Consider the following 24902-nt stretch of genomic DNA (forward strand, 5'->3'; position numbering starts at 1 on the left):
AGTCTGCCTGAGTGAAGTAGTTATTGCTCTGCTCCTTGAGGAAGTCGCGCAAAAGCGAAGGTTGTTACAGAAGCAAGGATGGGAGGTTCACATCACAAGGTGCAAGATGTGAGTTGGCAAAGATTAGAAGATCATACGGTTGGATTTAGACAGTCTGCGGCATATCAGCAATGGCGTTCTCTACTCCATCACTTTTATGATCCTTTTCCAACTGTAGAGCACTACGAAATAGTAGTGCAGTCAGAAGGCGATCGCTAGCCGCAAGTTTAATGCTCAAAATTTAGATGTGAGGAAGCATGACTCAAGATCAATGGACAGCCGTTGACGACTATATCAATGGTTTATTTGTGCCTCCTGATCCAGCTTTAGAAGCAGCACTTCAATCTACCATTGATGCTGATTTGCCTAGGATTAATGTCGCACCTAATCAAGGGAAACTGCTACATATCCTCGCGCGATCGCATGGCGCAACTAGAATCTTGGAGATCGGCACTTTAGCGGGTTACAGTACCATCTGGCTAGCGCGATCGCTCCCTGCCCACGGCAAACTGATCACCCTGGAAGCCAATCCCAAACATGCTGAAGTGGCTCGTGCTAATCTCGCTCAGGCTGGATTGAGCAATACGGTGGAGTGCGTCTCGGCCCAGCTTTAGAGACGTTGCCACAGTTAGCCACGGAAGGACACGCTCCTTTCGATCTCGTGTTTATCGATGCTGACAAAGCGAACACGGCTGAGTATTTTGCTTGGGCGCTTAAACTAACCCGACGCGGCAGTCTGATTATCACAGACAACGTAGTGCGGAAGGGAGCTGTGATTGATGCGAACAGTGAAGATGAAAATGTTCAGGGTATCCGTCGCTTCAATGCCGCTCTTTCTTTAGAACCGAACGTTAGTGCAACTATTGTTCAGACTGTTGGTGGTAAGGGCTACGATGGGCTGGCGATCGCGCTCGTCGTTGCTGACTAAAAGACTTTTTCACGAATCTCATTTCAGGGCTAGTAGTTCAACCATGAATCACACAATACCTTAAAATTTTTGTTAGACAAACTAACAATTCGTGTATTATACATTCATGGCTAATGCAGAACCTCCCCTTACTAAAGTTCCGCTTTAGTCTGGCTTACCCCTCGGTCAGGTCATTGCTTAGCAAGAGGTCAGTGTTCCGAATAGGGCTGGCTGTTCAACAGGATTCCTCATCACACTCACATCTGGCAAACGTAGATAGTGATCCTTAAGTAATCAAGAATTCACCAAATAATAGTCAGCATCTGACACTGCTACCTCAAAAAGCCTTTTGCGGATCGCAAATACAGTTATTACAACATAGAAATAAGTCTATGAGCACAAAACGTCAGTTTCGTTTAGGCGCATTTATCCAAGCTACCGGGCATCATGTTTCTGCTTGGCGACATCCTGAAGCTCAGATCGATGCAGGTCTAAATTTTGAGCATTACAAGGAGATTACTCAGACTGCTGAGCGGGGTTTGTTTGATGCGGTGTTTCTCGCAGATAGCCCTGGAGTTTGGGGCGGTGCACCGGAGACTCAGAGCCGCAACGGTAAAATTGTCCATTTTGAGCCAGTGACGCTTTTCTCTGCCCTATCCTCCGTGACCAAAAATATTGGTTTCATTGCCACTGCTTCGACGACCTATGAAGAGCCTTACACACTGGCTCGGAAGTTTGCCTCCTTGGATCACTTGAGCCAGGGCCGAGCAGGTTGGAACGTAGTCACGACAGGCAACGAGAACGCTGCTCAAAACTTTGGTTTGCAGCATCACCCAAACCACAGCCAACGCTACGAGCGGGCCGAAGAGTTTGTGGAAGTAGTAAAAGGATTGTGGGATAGCTGGGAGGATGATGCCTTTATCCGCGATCGCGAATCAGGTGTCTATTTCGATCGCGATAAACTCCATGTCCTGAATCACAAAGGTAAACATTTTTCCGTTAAGGGTCCGTTGAATGTAGGTCGTCCACCGCAGGGATATCCCGTGATTGTGCAAGCAGGAGCCTCAGAAGCGGGACGAGATTTAGCGGCTCGCACTGCGGAAGTGATTTTTACGGCGAATCAAACCTTGGCTGATGCCCAAGAATTTTATGCCGACGTGAAAGGGCGGTTGGCAAAGTATGGGCGATCGCCGGATGATCTCAAAATCATGCCTGGTGCCTTCCCGATCATTGGTCGCACTGAGGAGGAAGCGCAGGAGAAGTATGAATTTCTGCAATCTTTGATTCACCCCGATGTGGCTTGGGGGATTCTGAAAAATTACTACAAAGGCGTGGATCTGTCGAAATATTCCTTGGATGATCTGGCTCCTGAGTTGCCCAGTGACACCAATACCAACAAGAGCCGACTCAAACTAGTTAGCGATTTAGCAGCTCGTGGCAATCTGACGCTGCGTCAACTGTATCTTTCTTTGGCAACAGCACGCGGTCATCGCACGATTTTGGGCACTCCTGAAACCATTGCTGATCAACTGGAAGAATGGTTTAACAACGGTGCGGCAGATGGCTTTAATATCATGCCACCCATCCTGCCGACTGGATTAAATGATTTTGTCAACCTGGTGATTCCCGTGTTGCAGAAACGCGGACTGTTCCGAACCGCCTATGAGGGCAGTACGTTGCGGGAGAACCTAGGATTACGCCGCCCTGCTCACAGTCTTGCTACTAAACGCAAAGAAGAGCAATTGGTACTAGCGTAAGTTACGAGTTGTCTGATTCAAAACCTGTATTTCTGGAGAAAAAACATGGTTGAGTATAGCCGCTTGAAGAACTCACCTTCCGCTGCAATCCGGGCTAAGTTGCCTTATCCGGTCATCGATACCGATGTTCACACCAATGATTTTACACCTGCGCTAGAAGATTACATCGATAAGTACGTTGGAGCAAAACTAGTAGATGCGTTGCGGAAGGCAGAATCCTCTCGTCTCAACTCTAAGACCGATGGTAAAGACTGGTATCAACAAACCCCAGAAGAGCGTCAGTATAACCGCACGCTGCGATCGCCTTGGTGGGCCAGAGTCACCCGCAACACCCTCGATCTCGCCACATATACGCTTCCCGAACTCTTCTATGAGCGGCAGGCAGAGCAAGGCTCAGACTACTCAGTGCTGTTTCCCAACAATGTCTTAGCACCCGCAGGCGCTGGTCCAGAGCACCGTCAAGCCTTGCAACGGGCTGTAAATCATTATCATGCGGATATCTATCGCAAATATAGCGATCGCCTTACTCCGGTGGCAGGCATCCCCATGACGACGCCCCAGGAAGCGATCGAGGAGTTAGAATTCGCAGTCAAAACCCTCGGCTTGAAGGTGATCAACATCCCTGGCGGTGTGAAGCGACCCATCAAGGCGATCGCGGATAAATATCCACCCGATCAATATCCTGAAATTGCCAAATACGCCTCCTATATTGACTTCTACGGATTAGACAGTGAATACGACTATGATCCGTTCTGGGCGAAAGTCGTAGAATTGGGCGTACCTGTCACCACTCACTACGGTAGCCAAGGATGGACGGGGCGCTCCTCCATCAGCAACTACATGAACAACCACATCGGGCACTTTGCCGATGGCTCACAAGCCTTTGCTAAAGCTTTGTTCTTTGGGGGTGTAACTCGGCGATTCCCACAATTGCGCGTCGGTATGCTAGAAGGTGGTGCAGACTGGGGTGCCCATGTTTACATTCATCTCGTCGATCGCTTCTCCAAGCGCAATTTTCAGGCGCTACAAAACTACAATCCAGATCTGGCAAACGCCAATGAACTGTTCGAGTTGTTTGAGCGCTTCGGGGGCGAAATAACTCAAGGCCATTCCCTGAACAAAGAGGAACTCAAACACACAGTTCTCGGGTCTTCCTTTAATCGCCACAGCCGATCGCCTGTGGGTAGCGAGTTAGAAGATTTCGCCGCTGCTGGAATTGAAACCATTGAGGATATCCGCGATCGCTGGGTCAATAGTTTCTTCTTTGGTTCTGAATCCGACGATCGCACGATCGCCGCTGCCTTCAACGACAAAGCAAATCCGTTGGGAGTCAAGATCAACGCCATCTACTCCTCGGATGTCGGTCACTGGGATGTGCCTGACCTGACTGCTCCATTGGCTGAGAGCTGGGAACTGGTGGAAGAAGGAGTAATTTCTGAAGCTGACTTTAAAGCCTATGTATTTGAAAACCCCTACAAGTTCTACACCGAAGCCAACCCTGATTTCTTTAAGGGCACAGCGATCGAATCCCAGGTCAAGCCTGTGGCATCTCAAGCAGAAGATAAGAGCCTGGTAACAGCGTAAACCGCTAGTTGAGTATTTGTAGGGGCAGGTTTAATAGGTAGCTTATTAACTGTGCAGCTGACTTTATGACAAAACCCGCCCCTACAGACATCTTCCAAAACCGTATGTAGTTAGCCTTCAGGCGATGCATATCTCTCTCTCAAAAAACAGTACGCTAGATCAGGAGTTATTTGTGTTTTCGGTCCGATTTTCCCTTCAGCCTCTAGCCCTCCTATTAGTGTTGGGCGTCAGCATTAGCGGTCTCTCTGCCTGCTCATCTGATAGTTCTTCTAACGCCACAAACACATCAACTCTGAGTGCGGCACCTACTGGTACAGCCAATACCAGTAATCGCTCCACTTCAAATCAGGCAGAGAGCAATGTGGTGCGGATTGGATATCAAAAATATGGCACCCTCTTTCTGCTGAAGGCGCGCGGAGATTTAGATCAGCGGTTGAAGGAGCAGGGGATCTCTGTGCAGTGGGTGCAGTTTCCCGCAGGACCACCGCTGTTGGAAGCGCTCAACGCAGGTAGTATTGACTATGGCTCTACCGGAGAGACACCGCCAATCTTTGCCCAGGCTGCTGGCACCCCATTGGTTTATGTAGCCCATGAACCCCCTGACCCCAAAGGCGAGGCGATATTAGTAGCCAAGGATTCTCCACTACAAAAAGTTGCTGATTTGAAGGGTAAAAAAGTTGCCTTCAACAAAGGCTCCAATGTGCATTACTTGTTAATTCGAGCACTGGCAGAGGCAGGGTTGAAATATAGTGATATCCAACCTGTATATTTAGCTCCTGCGGATGCCCGAGCTGCGTTTGAGCAAGGAAACGTAGATGCCTGGGTGATTTGGGAGCCTTATCTAACGGTTGCCAAGAAAGCGCTGGATGCCCGAGTCTTGCAGGATGGGTCAGATTTGGTCGCCAATCGTCAGTTTTACCTCGCCTCCCAGCAATTTACCGAACAACATCCCGATCGCCTCCAGGCAATTATCGAAGAAACCCAAAAGGTGAATGAGTGGACACAGAGCAATTTCACTCAGGCAGCCGCTCTCTTGTCACCGCAGATTGGGATTGATCCACCAACGTTAACGGAGATTTTGAAGGAGCGTCCCTATGGCGTTCAACAGCCTCTCAAACCGGATGTCGTGAACTATCAGCAGCAGGTGGCGGATGCCTTCGTCGAGTTAAAGCTACTGCCGAAGCCGATCAAAGTTCAGGAGGTGGCGCAGTCTCAGCCTTGAGTACCTTAAATGGGTTAATGTAGAGAGAGTTTTGGCATTCCCGACCGACCTCTAATTGGCAGTCTGAGCGAGGATAAGCAATACACAACAGCACAAAGCCTGCCGCTAACTGAGCAGGTTTTAAGCACTGTTGTTGGGTCTGATCTATTTCTCCCTGAAGCAGTTTAGCGGCACAGGTAACACAAGCGCCATAACGACAACCCACCGGGAGTTGTATTCCCGCCTGTTCCAGAGCTTCCAGAATCGTCTGGTTCTCTGGAACTTCTAGCGTAACGCGATCGCGGTTAACCAACTCAACTCGGTAAGTTTTCATCCCAGCCTTTTATACCCAAATATCCGAGGTGCAATCGCCACCGGGATAACGCATTTCATGGGCTCGCGACGGACCTTGTGGTTCTGCCCCAAAATCAATATAGAAATTGGGATTAACTGCCAATCCGCCGGACTCGATATCACAGTCAATTTGCAGCATGTAAGAGCCTGCTTTCGCTAGATCGGGATAGAATTGGTCATCCCAAGTGCTGAATAAGGAATTAGTCACATACAGACGTTTGCCATCGAGGCTCAGTTGCAACATTTGGGGACCACCCACGGGCTTGTGACCATTTATTTCACCGCTTTTACCTAGCAGGCCACCGACCCACACTTGACCTGTCTGCTTCGGATTGTGCGGATCGCTAATGTCATACTGACGAATATCCCCATGCAACCAATTCGAGAAGTAGAGGAAGCGATCGTCCAAGGACAGAATCAAATCCGTAATTAAAGAGGGTAAGGGGATCGGAAATCCTTCTAAATCTACACTGGGCACATCAATGACTTTATTGACTTGCCAGGTACCATTTTTGTACCAGTGCCAAATATTACTACTTAATGCAGCACCAACAAACCCGTGAGTGCTATCCGGATCGTGGTGGAACCGCACTTCTAAAGGAACCAACCCCTCCTCGCCTAGATCCATGCTTTGAATGATTTCGTGCTTCTCCCAGTTCCAAAAGTGGAGATGCTGCCCATAGTTTCCAGCAGCTACATCATTAAGGTCAAAACCACGATAGAAGGTCTTGGGTGCGCCCCACTCACTGCTCACCATAATATTGTGGCGAGGTTGGTACCAAAAGTCATAGTTGAATTTCATGCCACTGGCGTTTTGCTCCCAGCGACCGAGAATATCGAAGTTATCATCGAGGAGCAAAAAACCACCAGGACCATTGCCCTCGCGATCGCCCAGCATAGAGATCATTACCTGCCCGTTTGCTAAGCAATGAACGGTGTGAGGCGCAGTCAAGTTAGCTTTTGCTTTGATCTCCTCCGGTTCAATCACTTTGTGAATCTTAGGAGCTTTGGCCTCGATCGTATCTATAATGTAGATTCGGCTGGAGCGTATCCCTGGGATCACTAAATAACGCCGAGATTTATTTGCATCTCCATGACAGGAGCTACAAGCATTCCAACCAAAATGATGCAGCTCATCGCCAACATAGGGCATGGGGAGACGATGAATCACTTGAGAGTAGGTGGGTGATTCTGGATCAACATCAACGGTAGCTAAGTAGTCGGGTTCTACAATCGTGGAGCCAGTATAAAGAGCGATCGTATACAGTAGTTTCTCCCGCTCTCCCTGCATAGCGGCTTCAGGCGAAGCATAACCGGGACCACAGCAAGCGTGAGACATAGAGCGACCTCCACTGATGTGTAAACTTGGGAGACTGATTTCATTCTAGGTCTAGATTTAATATCTATAAACAGTAAGCTGATCGATTTACCATATTTTTTAACCTTCTTGGGTTGTTTCAGTAGATACTCAGTTCAGTCAGATGGTTTGAAGCGGCAATTATGGCAACTCCATCCTCTCAAATTCCCATCATTAATGTCAGTCCTTTAGTGTCTAGTCGCAAACCAGATACTGTAGCGGCTCAAATTCGTCAGGCTTGCTGCAACACAGGCTTTTTCTATGTAGTGGGGCATGGCATTGATGAAGCATTACAACAACGCTTAGAACACCAGAGTCGTCAATTTTTTGCTCAAGATTTAGCGACTAAAATGCAGATCCAAATGGCAAAAGGCGGACGAGCCTGGCGGGGCTATTTCCCCATAGGAGGTGAGTTAACTTCGGGGCAACCCGATCTCAAAGAGGGAATCTATTTTGGGGCAGAGTTAGATGCAACCCATCCGTCAATTCAAAACGAGATACCCATGCATGGGTCAAACCTGTTTCCAGATATCCCCCAATTTCGTGAAACAGTATTGGAATATTTGGCAGCAATGACCCAGCTAGGGCACACATTGATGGCCGGAATTGCGCTTAGCCTGGGGCTGGAGGCATCTTACTTCCGCGATCGCTACACCGATGATCCTCTGATTCTATTTCGCATCTTCAACTACCCATCTGCAAATAATCCGCAGGAACCTTCTTGGGGGGTGGGTGAACATAGCGATTATGGTCTGTTAACGATCCTTAAACAAGATGATGCTGGCGGTTTGCAGGTGAAGTCAAAATCAGGCTGGATTGACGCACCACCTGTACCCAATTCATTCATTTGTAATATTGGTGATATGCTTGATCGCCTGACAGGTGGGCTATATCGTTCTACTCCTCATCGAGTTAAAAATTTATCTGGCCGCGATCGCTTATCCTTTCCGTTTTTCTTCGATCCAAATTTCGCTGCTGAAATCCATCCGATTGAACTCGCAGGAGCGGCTATAGATGATGACCACAGCGATCGATGGGACAAAGCCAATGTTCATGAGTTCCGTGGCACTTACGGTGACTATGTGTTGAACAAAGTTGCCAAGGTTTTTCCCGAGCTACGTCAGCAAGCATTTTGAGCCGTCCTGCTGATTGCCTGTGGCTCCTAGGAAAGGATAACGTTAGCTACTGCCGAAGCCGATTAAGCTTACGAATAGAAATTGGGCTTGGGGAATTCATCATTCAAGGCCCAATTCCCAATGTCTTGCACTTTGTAATCGACTGGATCGTGCAAGGTAAAGGTGCGGAGATTCCGCCAGTAGCGATCGAATCCATAACTACTGCTGGTAGAGCGGGCACCCATGACTTCAAACATGCGGTTGGTCACTTCTAGCCCAATTCGAGTTGCAGCAACTTTGGCAGTGGCGATCGCGATCGCGCATTCTCCCCGTTGTTCGGCACTCAAGCTCCACTGTTGATGCCAAGCGGCTTGAAGCAAGTCTCCCGCTTTGTCAGCTAACAATTCGGCGGCTTGCAAATTCACATACAGATCACCGTACTGTTGCAAGATATAGGGATCTTGCGTAGCGCTCTCGACTCCTGAGGTCAACCAAGGACGAGTGGTGGTGCGAGTGTAGTCTTTGGCGGCGGCAAAGGCACCCTGGGCAATTCCAAGGTAGATGTTAGCCAGATTGAGCTGCGTCAACAAAGCCCGGAAGGTGCTAAACGGTTGATTGTGACCTGTCCGCTTGCCAAAAATTTCATTGGCCTGCACCAACACGTTCTCAAATACAATGCTGCCGCTATCGGTTTGGCGCTGGCCCATATTATCCCAATCATCTTGAATGCTAACGCCGTCGCGTTGAGTGGGAATGGCTAGAACCAATAGCTCACCTGTTTCCTGATGAGTGGCAGTAATAGGCAAGATATCAGAATCTTTGGAGCCTGAGCAGAAGCCTTTAATTCCGTTGAGTCGAAACTGATCACCCTCAGGAGTCAAAATCGTCCGGCGATCGAGGGGATTGAGCGCATTGCACCAAAACCAGTTGTGTTGCAGCGTTTGAGCGTAATAATAGTCTCGCTGTTCTGCGGTGCCAAAGATATGAGGAATTACCACCCCCAGATGGTGGTAAGAGTAAACATGGGCGATCGCGGCATCGACTTTGGCAAATTCTCGGCTAATCCTAAATGCCGTAATCCAATCTCCTCCCACGCCACCATACTCGGTTGGGATCATGAGATGCAGCAGACCACTTTCCCGAATTCGATCGCGCTCTTGTTTGGGTGTGCCGCCTGCTTTGTCTCGCTCCACGGCTGTCTTGGCAAACTCTGCGGCTAAAGCTTCGGCGATCGCTAAATAATCCTGTGAGGTGGCCGAATTCAATAGTTGCATAATGCAATCAATTATCAATCATGAACTGTATACTCTGCATCTCCATCAAACTTCAACCGTTAATAAGTGGATGTCAGATTCCGGCGATCGCTCCTCAACCGTGAGATCCAGAGCTTGCAGGAGTTGTTCCTTCCACTGCTGAAATTGGGAGTCAGTGCGTTTGCGAGGCCGAGGTGAATCTAGCACTAATTCCTGATGGATATGACCAGGATTACTCCGCAATACAATGACGCGATCGCTCAATACCAAAGCTTCTTCGATATCATGAGTCACCAAAATCAGCGTTGGGCGATCGTATTCCCAAATTTTGAGTAGGTGATCCTGTAGCTTCATACGAATTAAGGCATCCAAGGCGCTGAAGGGTTCGTCTAACAGCAGAATCGAGGGTTTTGTGACTAAAGCACGAGCGATCGCCACTCGCTGAGCCATCCCACCGGAAAGCTGACGGGGCAGTGCCTGGGAAAACGCCATCAAACCGACACGCTCTAAAATTACATCAGTTAGCCGTTCTTTCTCTGACCGGGAAACATCTTCCAGGCCAAATTGCACATTCTCTCGCACCGAGAGCCAAGGCATTAGGCGTGGCTCTTGAAAGATAATGCCAATTTTGGGATGTGGAGATGCAATCGCTTGTTGATCAATCAAAACCTGGCCTAGTGTGGGAGAGTCGAGGCCAGCGATCAGTCGTAGCAATGTGCTTTTGCCGCAACCGCTGGTTCCCACTAAACTCACAATCTCACCTGCAGCAACGGTCAGATTGATCTCTTCTAAGGCAATAAATTGGTTTGAGAACTGTTTAGCAACGTTTTCTAGTTGGAGCATTTCCGTTACCTCTGTGAGCTGTAAGCGTCTTGCCAGTAGAGCAGGCGTTTTTCCATGGTTGCCAGAGCCGTATCTGTCAGTTTCCCAAACAGGGCAAATAACAGAATGCTGGCTAGAATGATCTCTGGGCGACCTGTGGTTTGGCCATCTACTAGCAAATAGCCTAATCCCTGACTAGCTCCCATCATTTCCGCCGCGACGACGAACATCCAGCCCAGCCCTAGACCGCTGCGTAATCCCACCGTGTAGGCAGGGAGCGTCGCAGGGAGAAAGATACGCCAAATTAGTTGCAGACTATTTAGCCGATACACCTGACCCACTTCCACCAACTTGCGATCGACCGCCTGCACGCCACTCATGAGATTCAAATAAACCGGAAAAAACACGCCCACTGCAATTAGGGCAATTTTCGAGGGTTCCTGAATCCCCATCCACAGGATAAACAGCGGCACCCAAGCTAGAGAGGGAATGTTGCGGAGGGATTGCAACAGTGGATCGAGGAACTGGCGGGCAGGTCGAGAGTAGCCCGTCAAGGCACCGAGAATCGTCGCCATGCCACTCCCGATGACAAAACCAAAAGCAACACGATATAACGTGATGCCAATGTGCTTCAATAAATCTCCCCTCAGGGCTAACTGCCAAATGGCAGCGATTACCGTAGAAGGTGCAGGAAGAAGATTGGGTGGAAAGACTCCCATGCGAGATAAGGCTTCCCACCCAATCAGGAGGAGCACAGGCAAAACGAATCCTCTTACTCCAGCCGAGCGGAAGCGCCGCTTGCGAGATACAGCAAGCTTCCCTAGCTGGAGTTTTTTATGGACAGTAATCGATTGCGATCGCCGAGAGGTTTGAAGAGAACTGCTCATGAATTTATCGGCTAGCAACCTTGGCGATGAATTGGGGATCGATTAGTGCAGTAACAGTTTGCTCCACATCCACGGCATCCTGAATCACGCCACTCTTTTTCAGCACGTTCCCTGCCGCCAAAATCACCTGTTTCTGCTCCTCGCCAATCCGCGAGTTGGATAGATCAGTTCGTTCTAGCTGTTTAGCCGCCACGGTATTCGTCAGCTTTGCTTCCCGCACCAAGACTTGCTTTAGTTCTGCGGGACTTTGCTGTGCCCATTGGCGGGCTTTTTCATAGTTGGCTAAGACTTGCTCTACATACTTGGGATATTTCTGAGCAAACTCCTCCCGCACATTCAGGACGCCGTAGCTATTGAAATCAGGCTTACGAAAGAACAGTTTTGAGCCTTTTTCCAGCTCTGTTTTTGCCATGTGAGGATCGAGTCCTGCCCAGGCATCCACATCTCCTTTTTCCAACGCCGCTCGACCATCGGCATGTTGCAACTGGATTAACTCAATATCCTTCTCGCTCAAACCGACTTGATCCAGCGATCGCAACAGAAAGATATAGGGGTCAGTCCCTCTCGTGGCAGCAACTTTCTTGCCTTTCAGGTCAGCCACGGTTTTAATCGGTGAATCGGCACGGGTGACCAAGGCGGTCCATTCCGGTTTGGAATACACATAAATGGACTTGATCGGGTTCCCATTCGCTTTGCCAATCAGGGCAGCGGCACCTGCGGTAGAACCAAAGTCAATACTGCGGGCGTTGAGAAATTCCAATGCCTTGTTGCTGCCTTGGCTCAAGACCCATTCCACCTGCACATTCTCTCGCTTTAGATCTGTTTCTAGCCAACCGTTCTGCTTCAGAACCAGACTCACCGGATTGTAATAGGCGTAGTCGAGACGAATGACATTGGGGCGATCAGCGGCAGCTTGGTGGCTACTGCAACTGCTCAAGATCGAAAAACAGAAGACGCAGGCAACACCGATTAACCAGATAGGGAAGCGCCTGAAAAATGAATCATTGCGACGAATCATTATCTTTCATCCAATCCTATGCAGGAGCCAGTTCTTTGGATGCTGCCTGAGCCTGAGTCACCGCGATCGCTAACTCTTGGATGGAGAGATTCAACCGTTGCTCAACTTCATCATCCAGTTGAATACCACCCTCTTCTAAACGCTGAATTTGCTTGTCGATCGCATAGACCGTGCTGATATAATTCCGGGCACCCAACTCTGAGAGCACAGGTTTGAGGGAATAGTCGATGGAGAGATAGTGAGCGAGCGTGCCTCCTGTGGCTAAAGGCAGCACTACTTTTCCGACTAGTGCCTTCTGCGGCAACAGATCTAGAAATGCCTTCAACACTCCCGTATAAGAAGCTTTGTAGATGGGAGTGGCGATAATCAAACCATCGGCTTTCTCAATCAGGGCCTTGGGTTGTTCCAAAGCAGGACTATCATAGCGGCCATAAGCTAAATCTTCAGCGGCAATGTCACGCACCGAGAGAATCCCAGTTTCAATACCCTGCTGTTGTAGGCGCTGAGTGGCATCCTCCAACAAGCTGTAAGTGCGGGAAGGATGAGAAGGGCTACCTGCGATCGCTAAAACATAAGCCATAGTTACAAAACCTCGTTAATTAATCTACAGTTGCAAGTGTGGTTTGGTTGTCTAACTGTTTGGGATCAACTTCGTTGGCGACAATTTCACCAAAGGGGCTAAACATGACATGCTGTTGGGTGGCAGGCTGATTTTCTAAAGGCAGCCGAGGAAATAACAGCTCTGCGGTTCTGTATGCCTCTTCCAGATGGGGATAGCCTGACAGGATAAAGGTATCGATACCCAACTCGGCATACTCCAACATGCGGGCAGCCACCGTATCTGGATCGCCTACCAACGCCGTGCCTGCCCCACCTCTCACCAGGCCAATCCCAGCCCATAAATTCGGGCTAATTTCCAAGGCTTCGCGGCTGCCATGATGCAGATGGGTCATGCGACGCTGGCCTTCCGAGTCCATCCGAGCGTAGGCTTTTTGGGCTGCGGCGATCGCTGACTCATCTACATACCGAATCAACTGCTCAGCCGCCTCCCATGCTGTACTTTCGGTTTCTCGCACAATTACATGCAAGCGAATGCCAAATTTCAGCGTTCGTCCCTCTGCCTCTGCCAGTCGGCGTACCGCCGCAATCTTCTCAGCCACCTGAGCAGGCGGCTCTCCCCAAGTGAGGTAGACATCGACATGCTTTGCAGCAATTTGTTGAGCAATGGGAGATGAGCCGCCGAACCACAGTGGCGGATAAGGTTTCTGGATAGCCGGAAACAGCAGTTTGCTGCCCTGAACATCCAGATAATCTCCTTTAAAATGAGATTCCTCTCCCCTTAAAGTCGCCCGCCATACGGTTAGAAACTCATCAGTCAAACGGTAGCGATCGTCATGGCTGAGATGCACGCCATCTCCTGCCAGCTCAACCGGATCACCGCCAGTCACCACATTAATCAACAATCGCCCTCCAGATAGGCGATCGAAGGTGGCTGCCATCCGAGCTGCAACTCCCGGAGACATCAAACCCGGACGAATTGCCACCAAAAAGCGCATTCGCTGGGTATGAGAAACCAGCGTGGAAGCTACAACCCAAGCATCTTCACAAGATCGTCCAGTTGGCAGCAGTGCCCCTGTGTAACCCAGATGATCGACCGCTTGCGCAATCTGCCTGAGATAGGCGTAATCTGTGGTTCGCCCCCCTTCAGCTGTTGCTAGGTAGCGACCATCTCCATGCGTTGGAATAAACCAAAGAACTTGCATTGCAGTCGTTGACGAAAGTGAAACAATCCGCCTGAGCTAGAAATTTTTGAATTCCCTAGTCAATAAACTACAGTTACTCTATCGATTAACCGTAGTTTAAGCGTATAGGTCAGGAGTATCGCATAGATAGCTGAGCCAATCAACCCCTTTCTGCTTTTTCTCAGCGCGCTGGTGATGTCCCTCCTGCTTGGCAAACTGCCTTTGATGCCTCTTAGAATCGCTCGGTTGCTGGAAGTGGCAATTTACTTCTCGGTTTCAATGCTCACATTCAAAGGTTTGCAAGTCGAGTTGTCTGCTTAACTCTCCAGAAAACCGCCTTGTGCTAAAGCTCCAATACTATTTTGGACGGCGCTGAGCAGGCGATCGCTATCAGCATCGGTATGAGCGGTTGAGAGAATACCACTGCCATCAGGGAATAGCAGGATACCTTGGTCTTGCAGGTGATAAGACAGGAGGAGCATGGTGATCGAGGCTGCGGATTGCTCAGGCGTTTCGGTAGCCGCATCACCACTGACGGGGCCAAAGAGAGAACCAAAATTCACCATTTGGATGGGAATACCCACCTGAGTAAAGTATTGGTTGAGGCGATCGCTTAATGCTTGGGTGCGTTGATTGAGCTGCTGTTGTAGCGCGGCTCCTTCAGCTTGAAGATGTTGCAAGATCGCTTTGGCTGCGGTCATGACTAAAGGATGTTTGCAGTAGGTACCCGCAAAGAAGGTTGTTTCCACTTGAGGAGCAGAGTCATCTCCATACTGCCATTGCCCCCCGTCGATTTTGTCGAGGTATTCAGCGCTTCCGGCGATCACACCAATCGGCATGCCTCCACCAATGATTTTGCCATAGATGGCAATGTCAGCCCGAACCCCAAACCAAGCTTGCGCTCCACCAGGATGAATGCGGAACCCAGTCAACATTTCGTCGAATATTAGAGCAATTCCCTGATCCTGAGTCAGTTGACGGAGCTGTTGCAGAAAGGCTTGAGGCTGGAGATTTAAACGCCGTCTCTGCACAGGTTCTACTAAAACAGCTGCCAGTTGAGCGGCATGAGTTTTAATGATTTCTAACGATCGCGGATCATCATATTGCAACACCAAGACATCTTGAGCGATCGCAGCAGGAACTCCGGGAAAGCGAGGGATTGCTTGACCTGCCGCTGTTTGATCGGGATCTGCTTTGATTAAGGTGCCATCAAAATGCCCGTGGTAAGACCCGGCAAATAGAGCGATTTTCTGGCGTTTGGTGGTAGCTCGTGCCAATCGGATGGCAGTCATCACCGCTTCGGTGCCTGTATTGCTAAAGGCGACTCGCTCCATCCCGGTGAGATCGCGAATTAAGGTGGCAACTTCTCCCACCAAGCCAGACTGAAGACCCAAGGCCATGCCTTGCTGCAAACGTTCGATTAGGGCCTGCTGCACGACTGGGGAATTGTGCCCCAAGAGATGCACGCCAAACCCCATGAGGAAATCGACATATTCGTTGCCGTCAGCGTCCCAAGCTCTAGAGCCAGCGGCGCGATCGCCCACAATGGGATACACCATCTCTTTCAATAGTGGATCAAAACCAGCCGCTACTCGCGGATCTGCCAAAACTGGACGATAGGTTTGGGCGAATTGCTTGGAGGTACGGTGCCGCTGATCGTATTGGGTAATAAAGTGCTCTAAATAGGCTTGCTGACGAGCGTTTAAGCCTGCACTGGCAGCACGGGCAGCCAAGACAGATGAGAAATCGGCGATCGGTTTAGCAAGAGGAGTTTGCATGGGCTGCTACAGATATAGGTGGAGTTAAGTTGCCGTTTTCGATTAGGTAGGTGAAGTAGGTATCGAAAAGTGAGGAGATAAGAGGGCAGTGAATTGAAGTGCCTGCCAATCCTGCTAAGGTATTGCGGCAGTCAAAGTGCAGGGAGGCGATGCTAGAAGCGGTTTCCGTAGCAGGGGGAAACATGGAAATCAAAGGATACAGGGGATGATCCGGTTGATGTTGGGCAATCTCTAGCAATTGCGATCGCCACTCGCTGTAAGGCAATCGTTGCAAGGGATAACCGAGAGAGCGGATTTTGTGGATCAAGTGCTCGGCCGATAAGGGATGAGGATTCACCAAGTGGAAAGCTTGCCCCAGTGCTGTCGGTTGCAGTGACAGATGCACGATCGCTTGACTGACATAATTTACAGGTATGAAGTCAATGGGCATCTCTCCTTCTGGCGCACTACCAAGCTGCACACAGCCAATAATCAACTGATAGAGGAAGTCGTTGGCGTTAAAGACTCCGGTTTGACTATCTCCAGAAATGCGTCCGGGACGATAGATGGCAACGGGTAGACCGCGATCGCGAGCATTCATCACCTGTCGTTCCGCCACCCACTTCGTCTGCACATAACCATTATCGGGGACAGCTTCTAGGTTGGGGATATCTTGTTCCCAAACTGTCTGCACGCCACTCTTAGCAGTCGGTGCAAAGACACTGTTAGTAGAAATTAAGTGGACAGGTTTGGTGCGATGCTGACAAGCCAAGCGCAGCACTGTTTCTGTTCCCACAACATTGGCGACTCTGAGGCTGGCATAGGGTAGGGCATGATGCACCCAAGCTCCATTGTGATAAATGGCATCTAGCGTTTCAGCTAGGAATTGGAACTGAGCCACAGACAGCCCTAGATTGGGTTGAGCCAAGTCGCCAGGAATCGCCACAATACGATCGCGCCATTCATCTTGCCAGATCTTGTAAGTCTGAAGCGATCGCTGTAACCGTTGATGGGCAATTGGTTCATCCTCGGCTCGTACCAAACAATGGATGGTAGCCGTGGTTTGTCTCAATAACTCAGCTAGGAGGAAGGCACCCAAAAAGCCAGTGGCTCCGGTGAGTAGCAAATGCTCAAGAACCTTGGGCTGGAAGGATGAGCTAAGCTGAATATCGGTAGGCAGTATTGTATCTGCCATGATATCCGGCGATGCATCCCTAGACACTATTTCTAACTGATCCGGTTGCAGTTTCCGATCAACCAAGGCTGCTAATGCAGCGATCGTGGGAGATGCAAACAACTGTCGCAGCGATAGATCAACGGCAAAGGTCGTTTGCATCCGGGAGAGCAGTTGTGTGGTGAGAAGAGAGTGACCGCCTAGCTCAAAGAAGTTATCGTGAACGCCGATGGAGCCGACATTGAGCAGTTCGCTCCAGATCTGCGCCAACTGAATTTCTGTGGGAGTTGTGGGTGGGGCGATCGCGGCTGATTCTAGCGAGTTAAAGTCAGGGGATGGGAGCGCTTTGTGATCGATTTTGCCGTTGGGTGTGAGGGGAAAGACATCTAGAATCACAAACGCCGCAGGCACCATGTAGGGTGGCAACCGCTGCCCTAGGTAGTCTCGCCAAATTTGATGGAGAGATACAGATGTGCGATCGCGATTTATCGTTTCGGCAAGGACGATGTATGCCACGAGACGCGATTGATCGGGCTGATCCTCTCGGGCCACGACAGTAACTTCTTGGACGCTGGGATGTTGGCTGAGTACCGCTGAAATCTCACCCAGTTCAATCCGAAAACCGCGAATTTTAACTTGATGATCGATGCGGCCCAAGAATTCCAAGCTGCCATCAGAGCGGTAACGAGCGAGATCTCCAGTTTTGTAGAGGCGGGAGGAGTGAGGCGGGAGGGGAGAGGAGTGAGGAGTATTGGGCAGCGATAATGAGTTGGGAATAAATCGTTCGTTGGTTAATTCGGGGCGATTCAGGTATCCTCGCGCCAGTCCTGCACCACCAATATAAATTTCTCCGGGTACTCCAACTGGAACGGGACGGAGATGAGTATCTAGAAGATAAATTTGGGATTGGGCAATCGCCCGTCCAATGGAAGGAGTGCTCCAATCCCCACGCTGCATCAGTGCCACAGTGGAATAGGTGGTATCTTCCGAGGGGCCATACAAGTTATACACCCGCTGAATCGTCGGCTGTTGATAGAGCCGCTGCACCAGAGCTGGCTGTAGGGGTTCTCCCGCAAGATTAACGGTGCGAACAGAATCGGGGAGCGGGCCAGACTGTAGAAGGGCAGCGATCGCAGAAGGTACGGTGTTGACCAATGTCACTTGAGAAGCGGCAGGGATGATGGGTAGGTGCAAAGCGTTCTCTGATAGGATTACCCGACCCCCCCAACTTAGAGGCACAAAGATCTCAAAAACAGATAGATCGAAACAGATAGAAGTTGCTGCCAGAACCCCTGCTAACTCTGCGTCGGCGAAGACAGTGTTGGCCCACTCGGCCAACACCACAGGACTGGAGTGCTGAATTGCCACCCCTTTGGGCACGCCTGTAGAGCCAGAGGTATAAATTACGTAGGCTAGATTTGTAGCTGTGACCGTGCTTGCAGGGTTTGTATCGGGTAATTGGCTGATGTGCTCCCAAGCTGTATCTAAGGCAACTCGGTGACAGTCGGGAACTGTGGGGATGCGCTCGCCCTCCATCTGGTCTTGGGTGAGCAAGACTGCAACTTGGGCATCTGACAGCATGAACAAAAGCCGCTCTTCTGGGTAGTTGGGGTCAAGCGGCACATAAGCGCCCCCAGCTTTGAGGATTGCCAAGAGACTCATAATCAGATGCGGCGATCGCGGTAAACAAACCCCGACAAGTACTTCCGGGCCAACGCCCAGAGATTGCAAATGATGTGCCAGTTGGTTGGTTCGCTGATTGAGTTCGCGATAGGTGAGTTGCTGAGCGTCGTGAATGAGCGCGATCGCATCAGGTGTGCGTTCTACCTGAGCTTCAAAGAGATGATGTAAACAAAGGGTTGGGTCTGATATAGATGGATGTTCTAGATCATTCCACTCGATTAGAAGTTGATGCTGTTCACCAGGGGTGAGGATGGAGATCTCTTGGAGGCGAGTTCGAGACTGGGTAATAAAGCCTTCCAAAAGCGTTTGCAAATGTCCAAGGAGACGAGCGATCGCGCCATTTGTGAACTGTTGTGAGTTGTAAGTAATCTGGAGCAATAACTCTTCACCAGGAATTGCGGTGATCGTGAGAGGATAATTGGTCTGTTCAAAGGTGCTAATGCGTTCGATCATGAGATCCGTGGCAGGCGATCGCACTGTGGTATCAATAGGATAGTTCTCAAATATCAGGATGCTATTGAACAGAGGTTGAGTGGCAGGCACCTCGCTCCAACGGCGAATTTGCACCAGAGAGCTATATTCGTACGCCTGACGTTCTATCTGTTGAGCCTGAAGTTGTTGCAGCCAGGGAATTAGCTCTGCTTCTGGCGGCACTTGCACTCGCAGGGGTAGCGTGTTGATAAACAGCCCCACCATTGATTCTACACCAGGCAAGGTGGGCGGGCGACCTGCAACGACGGTACCGAAGACCACATCCGATTCACCGCTATAGCAACTCAGTGCCAAAGTCCAGGCCGCTTGTACCAATGTATTGAGTGTCAGCCGTTGCTGTTGGGCAAAGGTTTTGAGCGCCTGAGTGGTGGCAACTGGGAGATAAATCTGTTGTTCAGCGCGATCGCCTGCCGAGTTGATAGATTGTGGTTGCTCTAAATTAATTGCTGTGGGTGCGCTAAAACCTCGAAGATATCGCCACCAAAAGGGTTCAGCACTGAGCGGATTTTGCTGTTGTAGCCAGAGAATGTAATCACGATAGGGGCGAGGAGATTCTAACCTCAAGAATTGCTGCTGCGAGAGAGCTTGATAGTCTGCCAGAATCTCCTTGAACAACAGCGCTGTAGACCAGCCATCTAACAGGAGATGATGGTGGCTCCAAATAAAGTAATGAGCCTCCTCATCTATTTGAATCAGCGTACAGCGCATAAGAGGTGCTTGGGGCAAGACAAAACCGCGATCGCGATCCTCCTGCAAGAAGTTCTGCAATTTCTCTTCCTGCTCTGAAGCAGATACCTGTCGCCAATCTTGCTCTTCCCAGGGCAACTCAACCTGTCGATACACCACCTGGTAGGGTTGCTCTAGCCCTTCCCAGCAAAAGGCAGTGCGGAGAATGGAGTGGCGATCGCACAAACACTGCCAAGCTTGTTGGAACGCAGACCGATGCAGTGGCCCGCTTAGCTGCCAACAAAACTGCTCAAAATAAACCCCCGATTCAGGCGCATGCAGGGTGTGAAACAGCAATCCTTGCTGAGTGGGCGAGAGTTCGTAAATGTCTTCAATGTTTTCCATCTGCATTAGCGTTTCTTCCCGGATTGCAGCTGAACCATAAGTTTCTGAAGGTCGGAGGCGCTGAGGTTGGCAGCAGAGAAGCTGGGGGTTGGTTGAGTTTGTTGAGTTAGGGAGAGGAGCGATCGCAAATTATCCTGAAATTGTTGTATGAGCGCTTCAATCGTTTTGACTTGGTGGATCACGTTACTAAACGTCCAATGCACACGCAACTGTTGCTCGGCAATAATGCAGTTGATTTCTAACAGGTGCGATCGCTGTCCCTGAAGACTCCGTGAAGCCCCCGTAGACTCCTGGGCTGGACGGAAGAGAGAGGCGGTGTTAAATGTGGCGTCAGTTTGCCCTAAGTAGTTGAAACAAACTTGAGGACAGGGAACTGCTTGCAGCTCTGGTTCTTGGCTGAGATACCGCAGAATGCCATAGCCAATGCCATTGTTGGGAACTTGCCGCAGTTGGGTTTGAATCGATTTGAGGAGACTCAAGGTATCCTGTGGCTTGTAGTGCAGTAGGCGTGGGAAGATGGCTGTAAACCAACCCACTGTGCGTGAGAGATCGAGCGCCTCCGAGATTTCTTCGCGTCCGTGTCCTTCCAAATCAACCCAAAGCGCCGATTGTCCTGTCCAAGCTGTTAGGGTTTGGGTCAGCGCCGTGAGCAAAACTTCCTGGATCTGCACCTGATGCTTGGTAGGGAGATCTCGCAGGAGAACTTGAGTTTCGTCAGGAGTTAAGGTGAGCGTAATCGTCTGCGATCGCCCCACAGTATTCTCCCCACTTGAATAATTGATGGGAAGAGATACATCATGTTGTTGCGCTTGCCGTGCCTGATGCAGCCAGAATGATTGCTCTTGTTGCAACGTCTGCGATCGCGCGTAGGTTTGCAACGCTTCGCCCCACTGTTGGAAAGAGGTGGTTTTAGCGAGTAGCTGGATCGGTTGCTGCTGTTGCAGTTGAGCGTAAGCGGTCTGGAAGTCTTCTAGCAAAATCCGCCAAGAAACTCCATCAATTAGCAAGTGATGAATGACGATTAGCAAACGGCTAGGTTGATTGGCACCTAACTGAAACAGCGCCACCCGCATTAAAGGGGCTTGATCTAACTGGAGTTGAGCTTGTAGTTCAGAGGCGATTGCGGTTATCTTTTGACGCTGAACAATTTCAGCTTCACCTGACAGATCCACGACAGTCACAGGTGCAGGGATATCTTGATCTGCATGGGCGGCTGTCCAAGCATTTCCAGTTTGGGTAAATTGCGATCGCAGAGCATCATGATGCTGAATTAAATGGGTGGCGATCTGCTGCAATACTTCTGGCGTCAGGGGTTGTTGAACTTCCAAGAGTAGGGATTGATTCCAATAGTGCGACTCAGCAATGTTTTGTTCAAAGAACCAGTGCTGAATTGGGGTGAGTGGTAACGCTCCTGTGATCTTCCCTTGTTCGGCTGTAACGGCAGTGGCAGGAGCGGCGATCGCAGCCAGCTTAGCGATCGTCTGATGTTCAAAGACCTGCTTCGGTGTAATTTTTAGCCCCGCTTGATTGGCCCTGGCAGTCATCTGAATGCTGAGGATAGAGTCACCACCCAACTCAAAGAAGTTCTCATGAATGCCAACTCGCTCTAAGCGCAGCAGCTGTGCCCAAATCTCGGCTAACTTAGCTTCAGCAGGCGTGGTAGGCGCGATGAACTGTGCCTGACGATTTTGTGCTTGTGCTGTGGGATCAGGTAGGGCGCGGCGATCGACTTTGCCATTGGCAGTGAGGGGGAAGGCCGCAACCGACATGAAAATTGCAGGCACCATATACTCTGGCAATCGCACCTGGAGATGCGATCGTAGTATCTCAGAATCCAATGTTTTAGTAGAAGATTCTGGTACTCCATAGGCGACCAAACGTTGCTGACCAGATGCATCGGTGTGAACAAGGGCGATCGCATCTTGCACTTCAGGATGCTGCCGCAATACCGTTTCAATTTCACCCAGTTCAATCCGAAAGCCTTTGAATTTCACCTGATGATCGGTACGCCCTAAATATTCCAGCGTTCCATCGGGGCGATAGCGAGCCAGATCTCCGGTTTTGTAGAGGAGTGAGGAGTGAGGAGTGAGAAGTGTTCGCTGAAAGCGTTCCCGTAGGGTGGGGTGAGAGGAATGGGGCAGCGCTAATGGGTTGGGGATAAAGCGTTCTGCGGTTAGCTCTGGACGGTTGAGATATCCTCTCGCCAGTCCTGTCCCACCAATGAACAATTCTCCAACGACACCGATCGGAACGGGTTGCAGGTGCTCATCCAGGATATAAAGCTGCGTATTGGCAATGGGGCGACCGATCGGCACTGATCCTGTTTCGGGATCATTTGGTGTAACCGTGTAACCGCAGCAGCCTACCACGGTTTCAGTGGGGCCATACTCATTCACCAACAGCGTCTCTGGATCTGCCTGCCGCCAGAAACTTAGTGACTCTGCTGTAAGATTTTCGCCACCAATAATAAATCGACGGGTACATCCCCGCACCTGCTCAGGAGACAACTGCTGACTTAACACACTGAGGTGAGCAGGCGTAATCTTGACCAGACTGAGATTTCTCCGCCGCACCAAAGCATCCCGCAAGGTTTCTAAGCTGGGGTCATCAGGTAGCAACTCTACACTGCGTCCCACCAGTAAAGGAGACCACAGGCTGGTGACGGTCAAGTCAAACGCTAGGGAGGAATGCACTAGACTGCCCTCTCCTTGAGCCACTTCGTAAGCTTGAATTGCCCAGTTGAGATAGTTGGTCAAGCCCCGATGATGAATCAGCGCTCCTTTCGGTTGCCCAGTCGAACCAGAGGTATAAATCACATAGGCTAAATGGTCAGATTCTGTGATGGAGTCGGGATTTTCGGTCGGGGATGTAGCAACAGTTTGCCAATCGCGATCGAGGCAAAAGATCGGAGTCTGAGTGTCTGGCAATCGAGACAACAAGTGTGATTGCGTGAGCAGCAAAGGGGTTTGCGTGTCTGACAAGATAAAGGCAATGCGATCGCGCGGATAACTCGGATCGATTGGCACATAGGCTCCCCCCGCTTTGAGAATCCCCAGCAGGGCAACCACCATCTCTAAGGAACGCTCCACACACAAGCCCACTAACGTATCAGCCCCAACTCCTTGCGATCGCAGGTAATGCGCCAGTTGATTTGCGCGGGCATTGAGTTGAGAGTGGGTGAGCTGGCGATCGCCAAAAATCACGGCAATCTCATCAGGCGTACGGCAAACTTGCGCCTCAAACCAGGGAGTCAAGCACTCAAAAGGAGGCAGATTGGTTGCGGTTTGGTTGAACGTGACCAGCAGTTGTTCGCGTTCGGCGGGACTTAGAATCTCCAGTTGCGCGATCGCCGTATCCGGAGCCTGAATCGCATGGGTGAGGAGGGTTTGCAGTTCCTCAATCAACCGCTGCATGTCTGCTGCCTTGAACTGGACGGCGTTGTAACGTAGCTCGGCTGTGAGACCGTTCGCCTGCTGAATCCCGCACAGCTTGACCCAAAAATAATCTGTGCAACTTTCTACTTGGGCGATCGCATAACCTATCCCCGCAGTTTCCCAGGAGTCAGACTGCTCAATAAATTCAAACGCTAACGGTAAAACTCGCGTTTCTAAACCTGCACCTTGAATCGGCAACCCCTGCGCCCAGGCAAACGCATCTTGATGCACTGCCATCTCCTGCTGAGCAGCTTGCACCTGCTTCAGCGCTTGTTGAAAGGTCAAATCGGGTTGCAACTGGCTCGACAATGGCAAGGTACGAGACAACAAACCGATCGCAGGTTCCAATTCCTCATAATTGCGACCATCCAGGCTCACACCCAGTGTCAATGTTTCTCGCCCCGTCAGTCGCCACAGTAAAATTCGCCAAGCCGTGAGGAGGGAATCCGCGATCGCGTCACTCCCCATTTGGTTAACCAAGGCAGATGGCACTATCCAGGTGAGCTTTTCTGCTTGCAGTGCCGCATATCGCTCGGCAGGTTGAACAGGCAGCGAGAGCGTTTCTAGCCCAGCATCATCCAGCTTCCGCCAATAGTTCGGTGTGGCGCTGTTTTCCTGAAGCAGTTCATTTTGCCAGGTTGCTAAGTCTGCATACTGTAACGGTTTCTCTGCTTCTAATGAAGGAGACGCTTGCAGACACACAGCGTACTGTTGGGCAATTTCCTGTACCAAATTCTTGAGAGTGGCAGCATCACCGCAGAGAGCAGACAGACTCAGCATCAAGCAATGTTGCTCAGATGACTGACGAATCAAGCACCACTGTAAACTCTGCTCTAGAGGCAAATTCTGCGCTTGCCACTGTTGCCACAGATTCTTCAGTTCAACGGCTTGATCGGGTTCTGAAAGGTGGCTCCAATCGAGCGTGGCGATCGCCTCAGTAGGTGTTTCCTGAATTACTTGAAGCGGCAGATACAAACCAGGAACGGATTTGAAGGTGGTTCGCAAAATCTCATGGCGCTCGATGACATCCTGTAGAGCAGCTTGAAAAATCGTGGGAGCGATCGCGCCTGTAATGGAGATGGCTGCCTGAACTCGATAAGGCTGAACCGTATTGGCTCCCGTGAGTTGATGCACAATCCACAGGTGCTTTTGCTGCGGGGAAAGTTCGTAGCCTTCCAGGTTTGCTGAGGGTTGAGTGAGCTGTTGCATGGTGCGAGTTATTTGAGGAAGAATTCTTGCTCCTCCATCTCCTCTT

15 protein-coding genes and 2 pseudogenes are annotated in these 24902 nt (G+C 50.3%); 6 read left to right on the plus strand and 11 right to left on the minus strand.

The window, feature by feature from the left end; genetic code table 11:
- Window positions 1-78 precede the first annotated feature (78 nt).
- From H6F68_RS05920 to H6F68_RS05940, 5 genes and pseudogenes are all read left to right on the plus strand, one after another.
- Window positions 79-258: a hypothetical protein gene (locus tag H6F68_RS05920; protein WP_242065373.1), complete on the plus strand. Its 180-nt coding sequence runs from the start codon at window positions 79-81 to the stop codon at window positions 256-258.
- A 38-nt stretch (window positions 259-296) separates the two neighbouring features.
- A pseudogene (locus H6F68_RS05925) lies at window positions 297-967 on the plus strand (O-methyltransferase).
- A gap of 371 nt (window positions 968-1338) precedes the next feature.
- Window positions 1339-2703, plus strand: coding sequence for an LLM class flavin-dependent oxidoreductase (locus tag H6F68_RS05930; protein WP_190557274.1), 1365 nt, complete (start codon window positions 1339-1341; stop codon window positions 2701-2703).
- Between the two features lie 45 nt (window positions 2704-2748).
- A complete protein-coding gene (locus H6F68_RS05935) occupies window positions 2749-4287 on the plus strand; it encodes an amidohydrolase family protein (RefSeq protein WP_190557276.1) in 1539 nt (512 codons plus the stop codon).
- Between the two features lie 172 nt (window positions 4288-4459).
- Window positions 4460-5509 carry a sulfonate ABC transporter substrate-binding protein gene (locus H6F68_RS05940; protein ID WP_313930033.1) on the plus strand — a complete coding sequence of 350 codons (1050 nt, stop codon included), beginning with the start codon at window positions 4460-4462 and terminating at the stop codon, window positions 5507-5509.
- Window positions 5510-5546: 37 nt separating this feature from the next.
- On the opposite strand, the pseudogene H6F68_RS05945 reads toward H6F68_RS05940, so the two are convergent.
- Window positions 5547-5822 (minus strand): annotated as a pseudogene (locus H6F68_RS05945) (2Fe-2S iron-sulfur cluster-binding protein); the annotation flags it as partial.
- A 9-nt stretch (window positions 5823-5831) separates the two neighbouring features.
- Window positions 5832-7181: a selenium-binding family protein gene (locus H6F68_RS05950; RefSeq protein WP_190557283.1), complete on the minus strand. Its 1350-nt coding sequence runs from the start codon at window positions 7179-7181 to the stop codon at window positions 5832-5834.
- 161 nt (window positions 7182-7342) lie between these two features.
- Here H6F68_RS05950 and H6F68_RS05955 point away from each other — a divergent pair, with 161 nt between their 5' ends.
- Window positions 7343-8335, plus strand: a complete 993-nt coding sequence (locus H6F68_RS05955) for an isopenicillin N synthase family oxygenase (protein WP_190557285.1) — start codon at window positions 7343-7345, stop codon at window positions 8333-8335.
- Between the two features lie 68 nt (window positions 8336-8403).
- Here H6F68_RS05955 and H6F68_RS05960 read toward each other — a convergent pair whose 3' ends face one another.
- The 9 genes from H6F68_RS05960 to H6F68_RS06000 all read right to left on the minus strand — a co-directional run bounded on the left by H6F68_RS05960 (window position 8404) and on the right by H6F68_RS06000 (window position 24856).
- Window positions 8404-9588 carry an acyl-CoA dehydrogenase family protein gene (locus H6F68_RS05960; RefSeq protein ID WP_190557287.1) on the minus strand — a complete coding sequence of 395 codons (1185 nt, stop codon included), beginning with the start codon at window positions 9586-9588 and terminating at the stop codon, window positions 8404-8406.
- 45 nt (window positions 9589-9633) lie between these two features.
- Entirely contained in the window at window positions 9634-10410 is a 777-nt protein-coding gene (locus H6F68_RS05965; protein ID WP_190557289.1) for an ABC transporter ATP-binding protein, read from the minus strand.
- 5 nt (window positions 10411-10415) lie between these two features.
- A complete protein-coding gene (locus tag H6F68_RS05970; RefSeq protein WP_190557292.1) occupies window positions 10416-11276 on the minus strand; it encodes an ABC transporter permease in 861 nt (286 codons plus the stop codon).
- Window positions 11277-11280: 4 nt separating this feature from the next.
- On the minus strand, window positions 11281-12213 hold the full coding sequence (locus tag H6F68_RS05975) for an aliphatic sulfonate ABC transporter substrate-binding protein (RefSeq protein ID WP_242065375.1): 933 nt from the start codon (window positions 12211-12213) through the stop codon (window positions 11281-11283).
- A 97-nt stretch (window positions 12214-12310) separates the two neighbouring features.
- On the minus strand, window positions 12311-12874 hold the full coding sequence (gene ssuE, locus H6F68_RS05980) for an NADPH-dependent FMN reductase (protein WP_190557296.1): 564 nt from the start codon (window positions 12872-12874) through the stop codon (window positions 12311-12313).
- Between the two features lie 19 nt (window positions 12875-12893).
- Complete coding sequence (gene ssuD / locus H6F68_RS05985; RefSeq protein ID WP_190557298.1) at window positions 12894-14057, minus strand: FMNH2-dependent alkanesulfonate monooxygenase; 1164 nt, start codon at window positions 14055-14057, stop codon at window positions 12894-12896.
- A gap of 296 nt (window positions 14058-14353) precedes the next feature.
- Window positions 14354-15814 carry an aspartate aminotransferase family protein gene (locus H6F68_RS05990; protein ID WP_190557300.1) on the minus strand — a complete coding sequence of 487 codons (1461 nt, stop codon included), beginning with the start codon at window positions 15812-15814 and terminating at the stop codon, window positions 14354-14356.
- Complete coding sequence (locus H6F68_RS05995) at window positions 15795-20219, minus strand: non-ribosomal peptide synthetase (protein ID WP_190557302.1); 4425 nt, start codon at window positions 20217-20219, stop codon at window positions 15795-15797. Before H6F68_RS05995 ends, H6F68_RS05990 begins: the two co-directional genes overlap by 20 nt.
- Window positions 20219-24856, minus strand: a complete 4638-nt coding sequence (locus tag H6F68_RS06000) for a non-ribosomal peptide synthetase (RefSeq protein WP_190557304.1) — start codon at window positions 24854-24856, stop codon at window positions 20219-20221. Before H6F68_RS06000 ends, H6F68_RS05995 begins: the two co-directional genes overlap by 1 nt.
- Window positions 24857-24902 lie beyond the last annotated feature (46 nt).

The sequence above is a fragment of the Trichocoleus sp. FACHB-262 genome (genome assembly GCF_014696035.1).
GTDB lineage: Bacteria > Cyanobacteriota > Cyanobacteriia > FACHB-46 > FACHB-46 > Trichocoleus.

Bases quoted from the DNA above. Each gene is read 5' to 3' on its own strand.
- H6F68_RS05920 (WP_242065373.1), top strand. From the start codon at position 79: ATGGGAGGTTCACATCACAAGGTGCAAGATGTGAGTTGGCAAAGATTA.
- H6F68_RS05930 (WP_190557274.1), top strand. From the start codon at position 1,339: ATGAGCACAAAACGTCAGTTTCGTTTAGGCGCATTTATCCAAGCTACC.
- H6F68_RS05935 (WP_190557276.1), top strand. From the start codon at position 2,749: ATGGTTGAGTATAGCCGCTTGAAGAACTCACCTTCCGCTGCAATCCGG.
- H6F68_RS05950 (WP_190557283.1), bottom strand. From the start codon at position 7,181: ATGTCTCACGCTTGCTGTGGTCCCGGTTATGCTTCGCCTGAAGCCGCT.
- H6F68_RS05955 (WP_190557285.1), top strand. From the start codon at position 7,343: ATGGCAACTCCATCCTCTCAAATTCCCATCATTAATGTCAGTCCTTTA.
- H6F68_RS05960 (WP_190557287.1), bottom strand. From the start codon at position 9,588: ATGCAACTATTGAATTCGGCCACCTCACAGGATTATTTAGCGATCGCC.
- H6F68_RS05965 (WP_190557289.1), bottom strand. From the start codon at position 10,410: ATGCTCCAACTAGAAAACGTTGCTAAACAGTTCTCAAACCAATTTATT.
- H6F68_RS05970 (WP_190557292.1), bottom strand. From the start codon at position 11,276: ATGAGCAGTTCTCTTCAAACCTCTCGGCGATCGCAATCGATTACTGTC.
- ssuE (WP_190557296.1), bottom strand. From the start codon at position 12,874: ATGGCTTATGTTTTAGCGATCGCAGGTAGCCCTTCTCATCCTTCCCGC.
- ssuD (WP_190557298.1), bottom strand. From the start codon at position 14,057: ATGCAAGTTCTTTGGTTTATTCCAACGCATGGAGATGGTCGCTACCTA.
- H6F68_RS05990 (WP_190557300.1), bottom strand. From the start codon at position 15,814: ATGCAAACTCCTCTTGCTAAACCGATCGCCGATTTCTCATCTGTCTTG.
- H6F68_RS05995 (WP_190557302.1), bottom strand. From the start codon at position 20,219: ATGCAGATGGAAAACATTGAAGACATTTACGAACTCTCGCCCACTCAG.
- H6F68_RS06000 (WP_190557304.1), bottom strand. From the start codon at position 24,856: ATGCAACAGCTCACTCAACCCTCAGCAAACCTGGAAGGCTACGAACTT.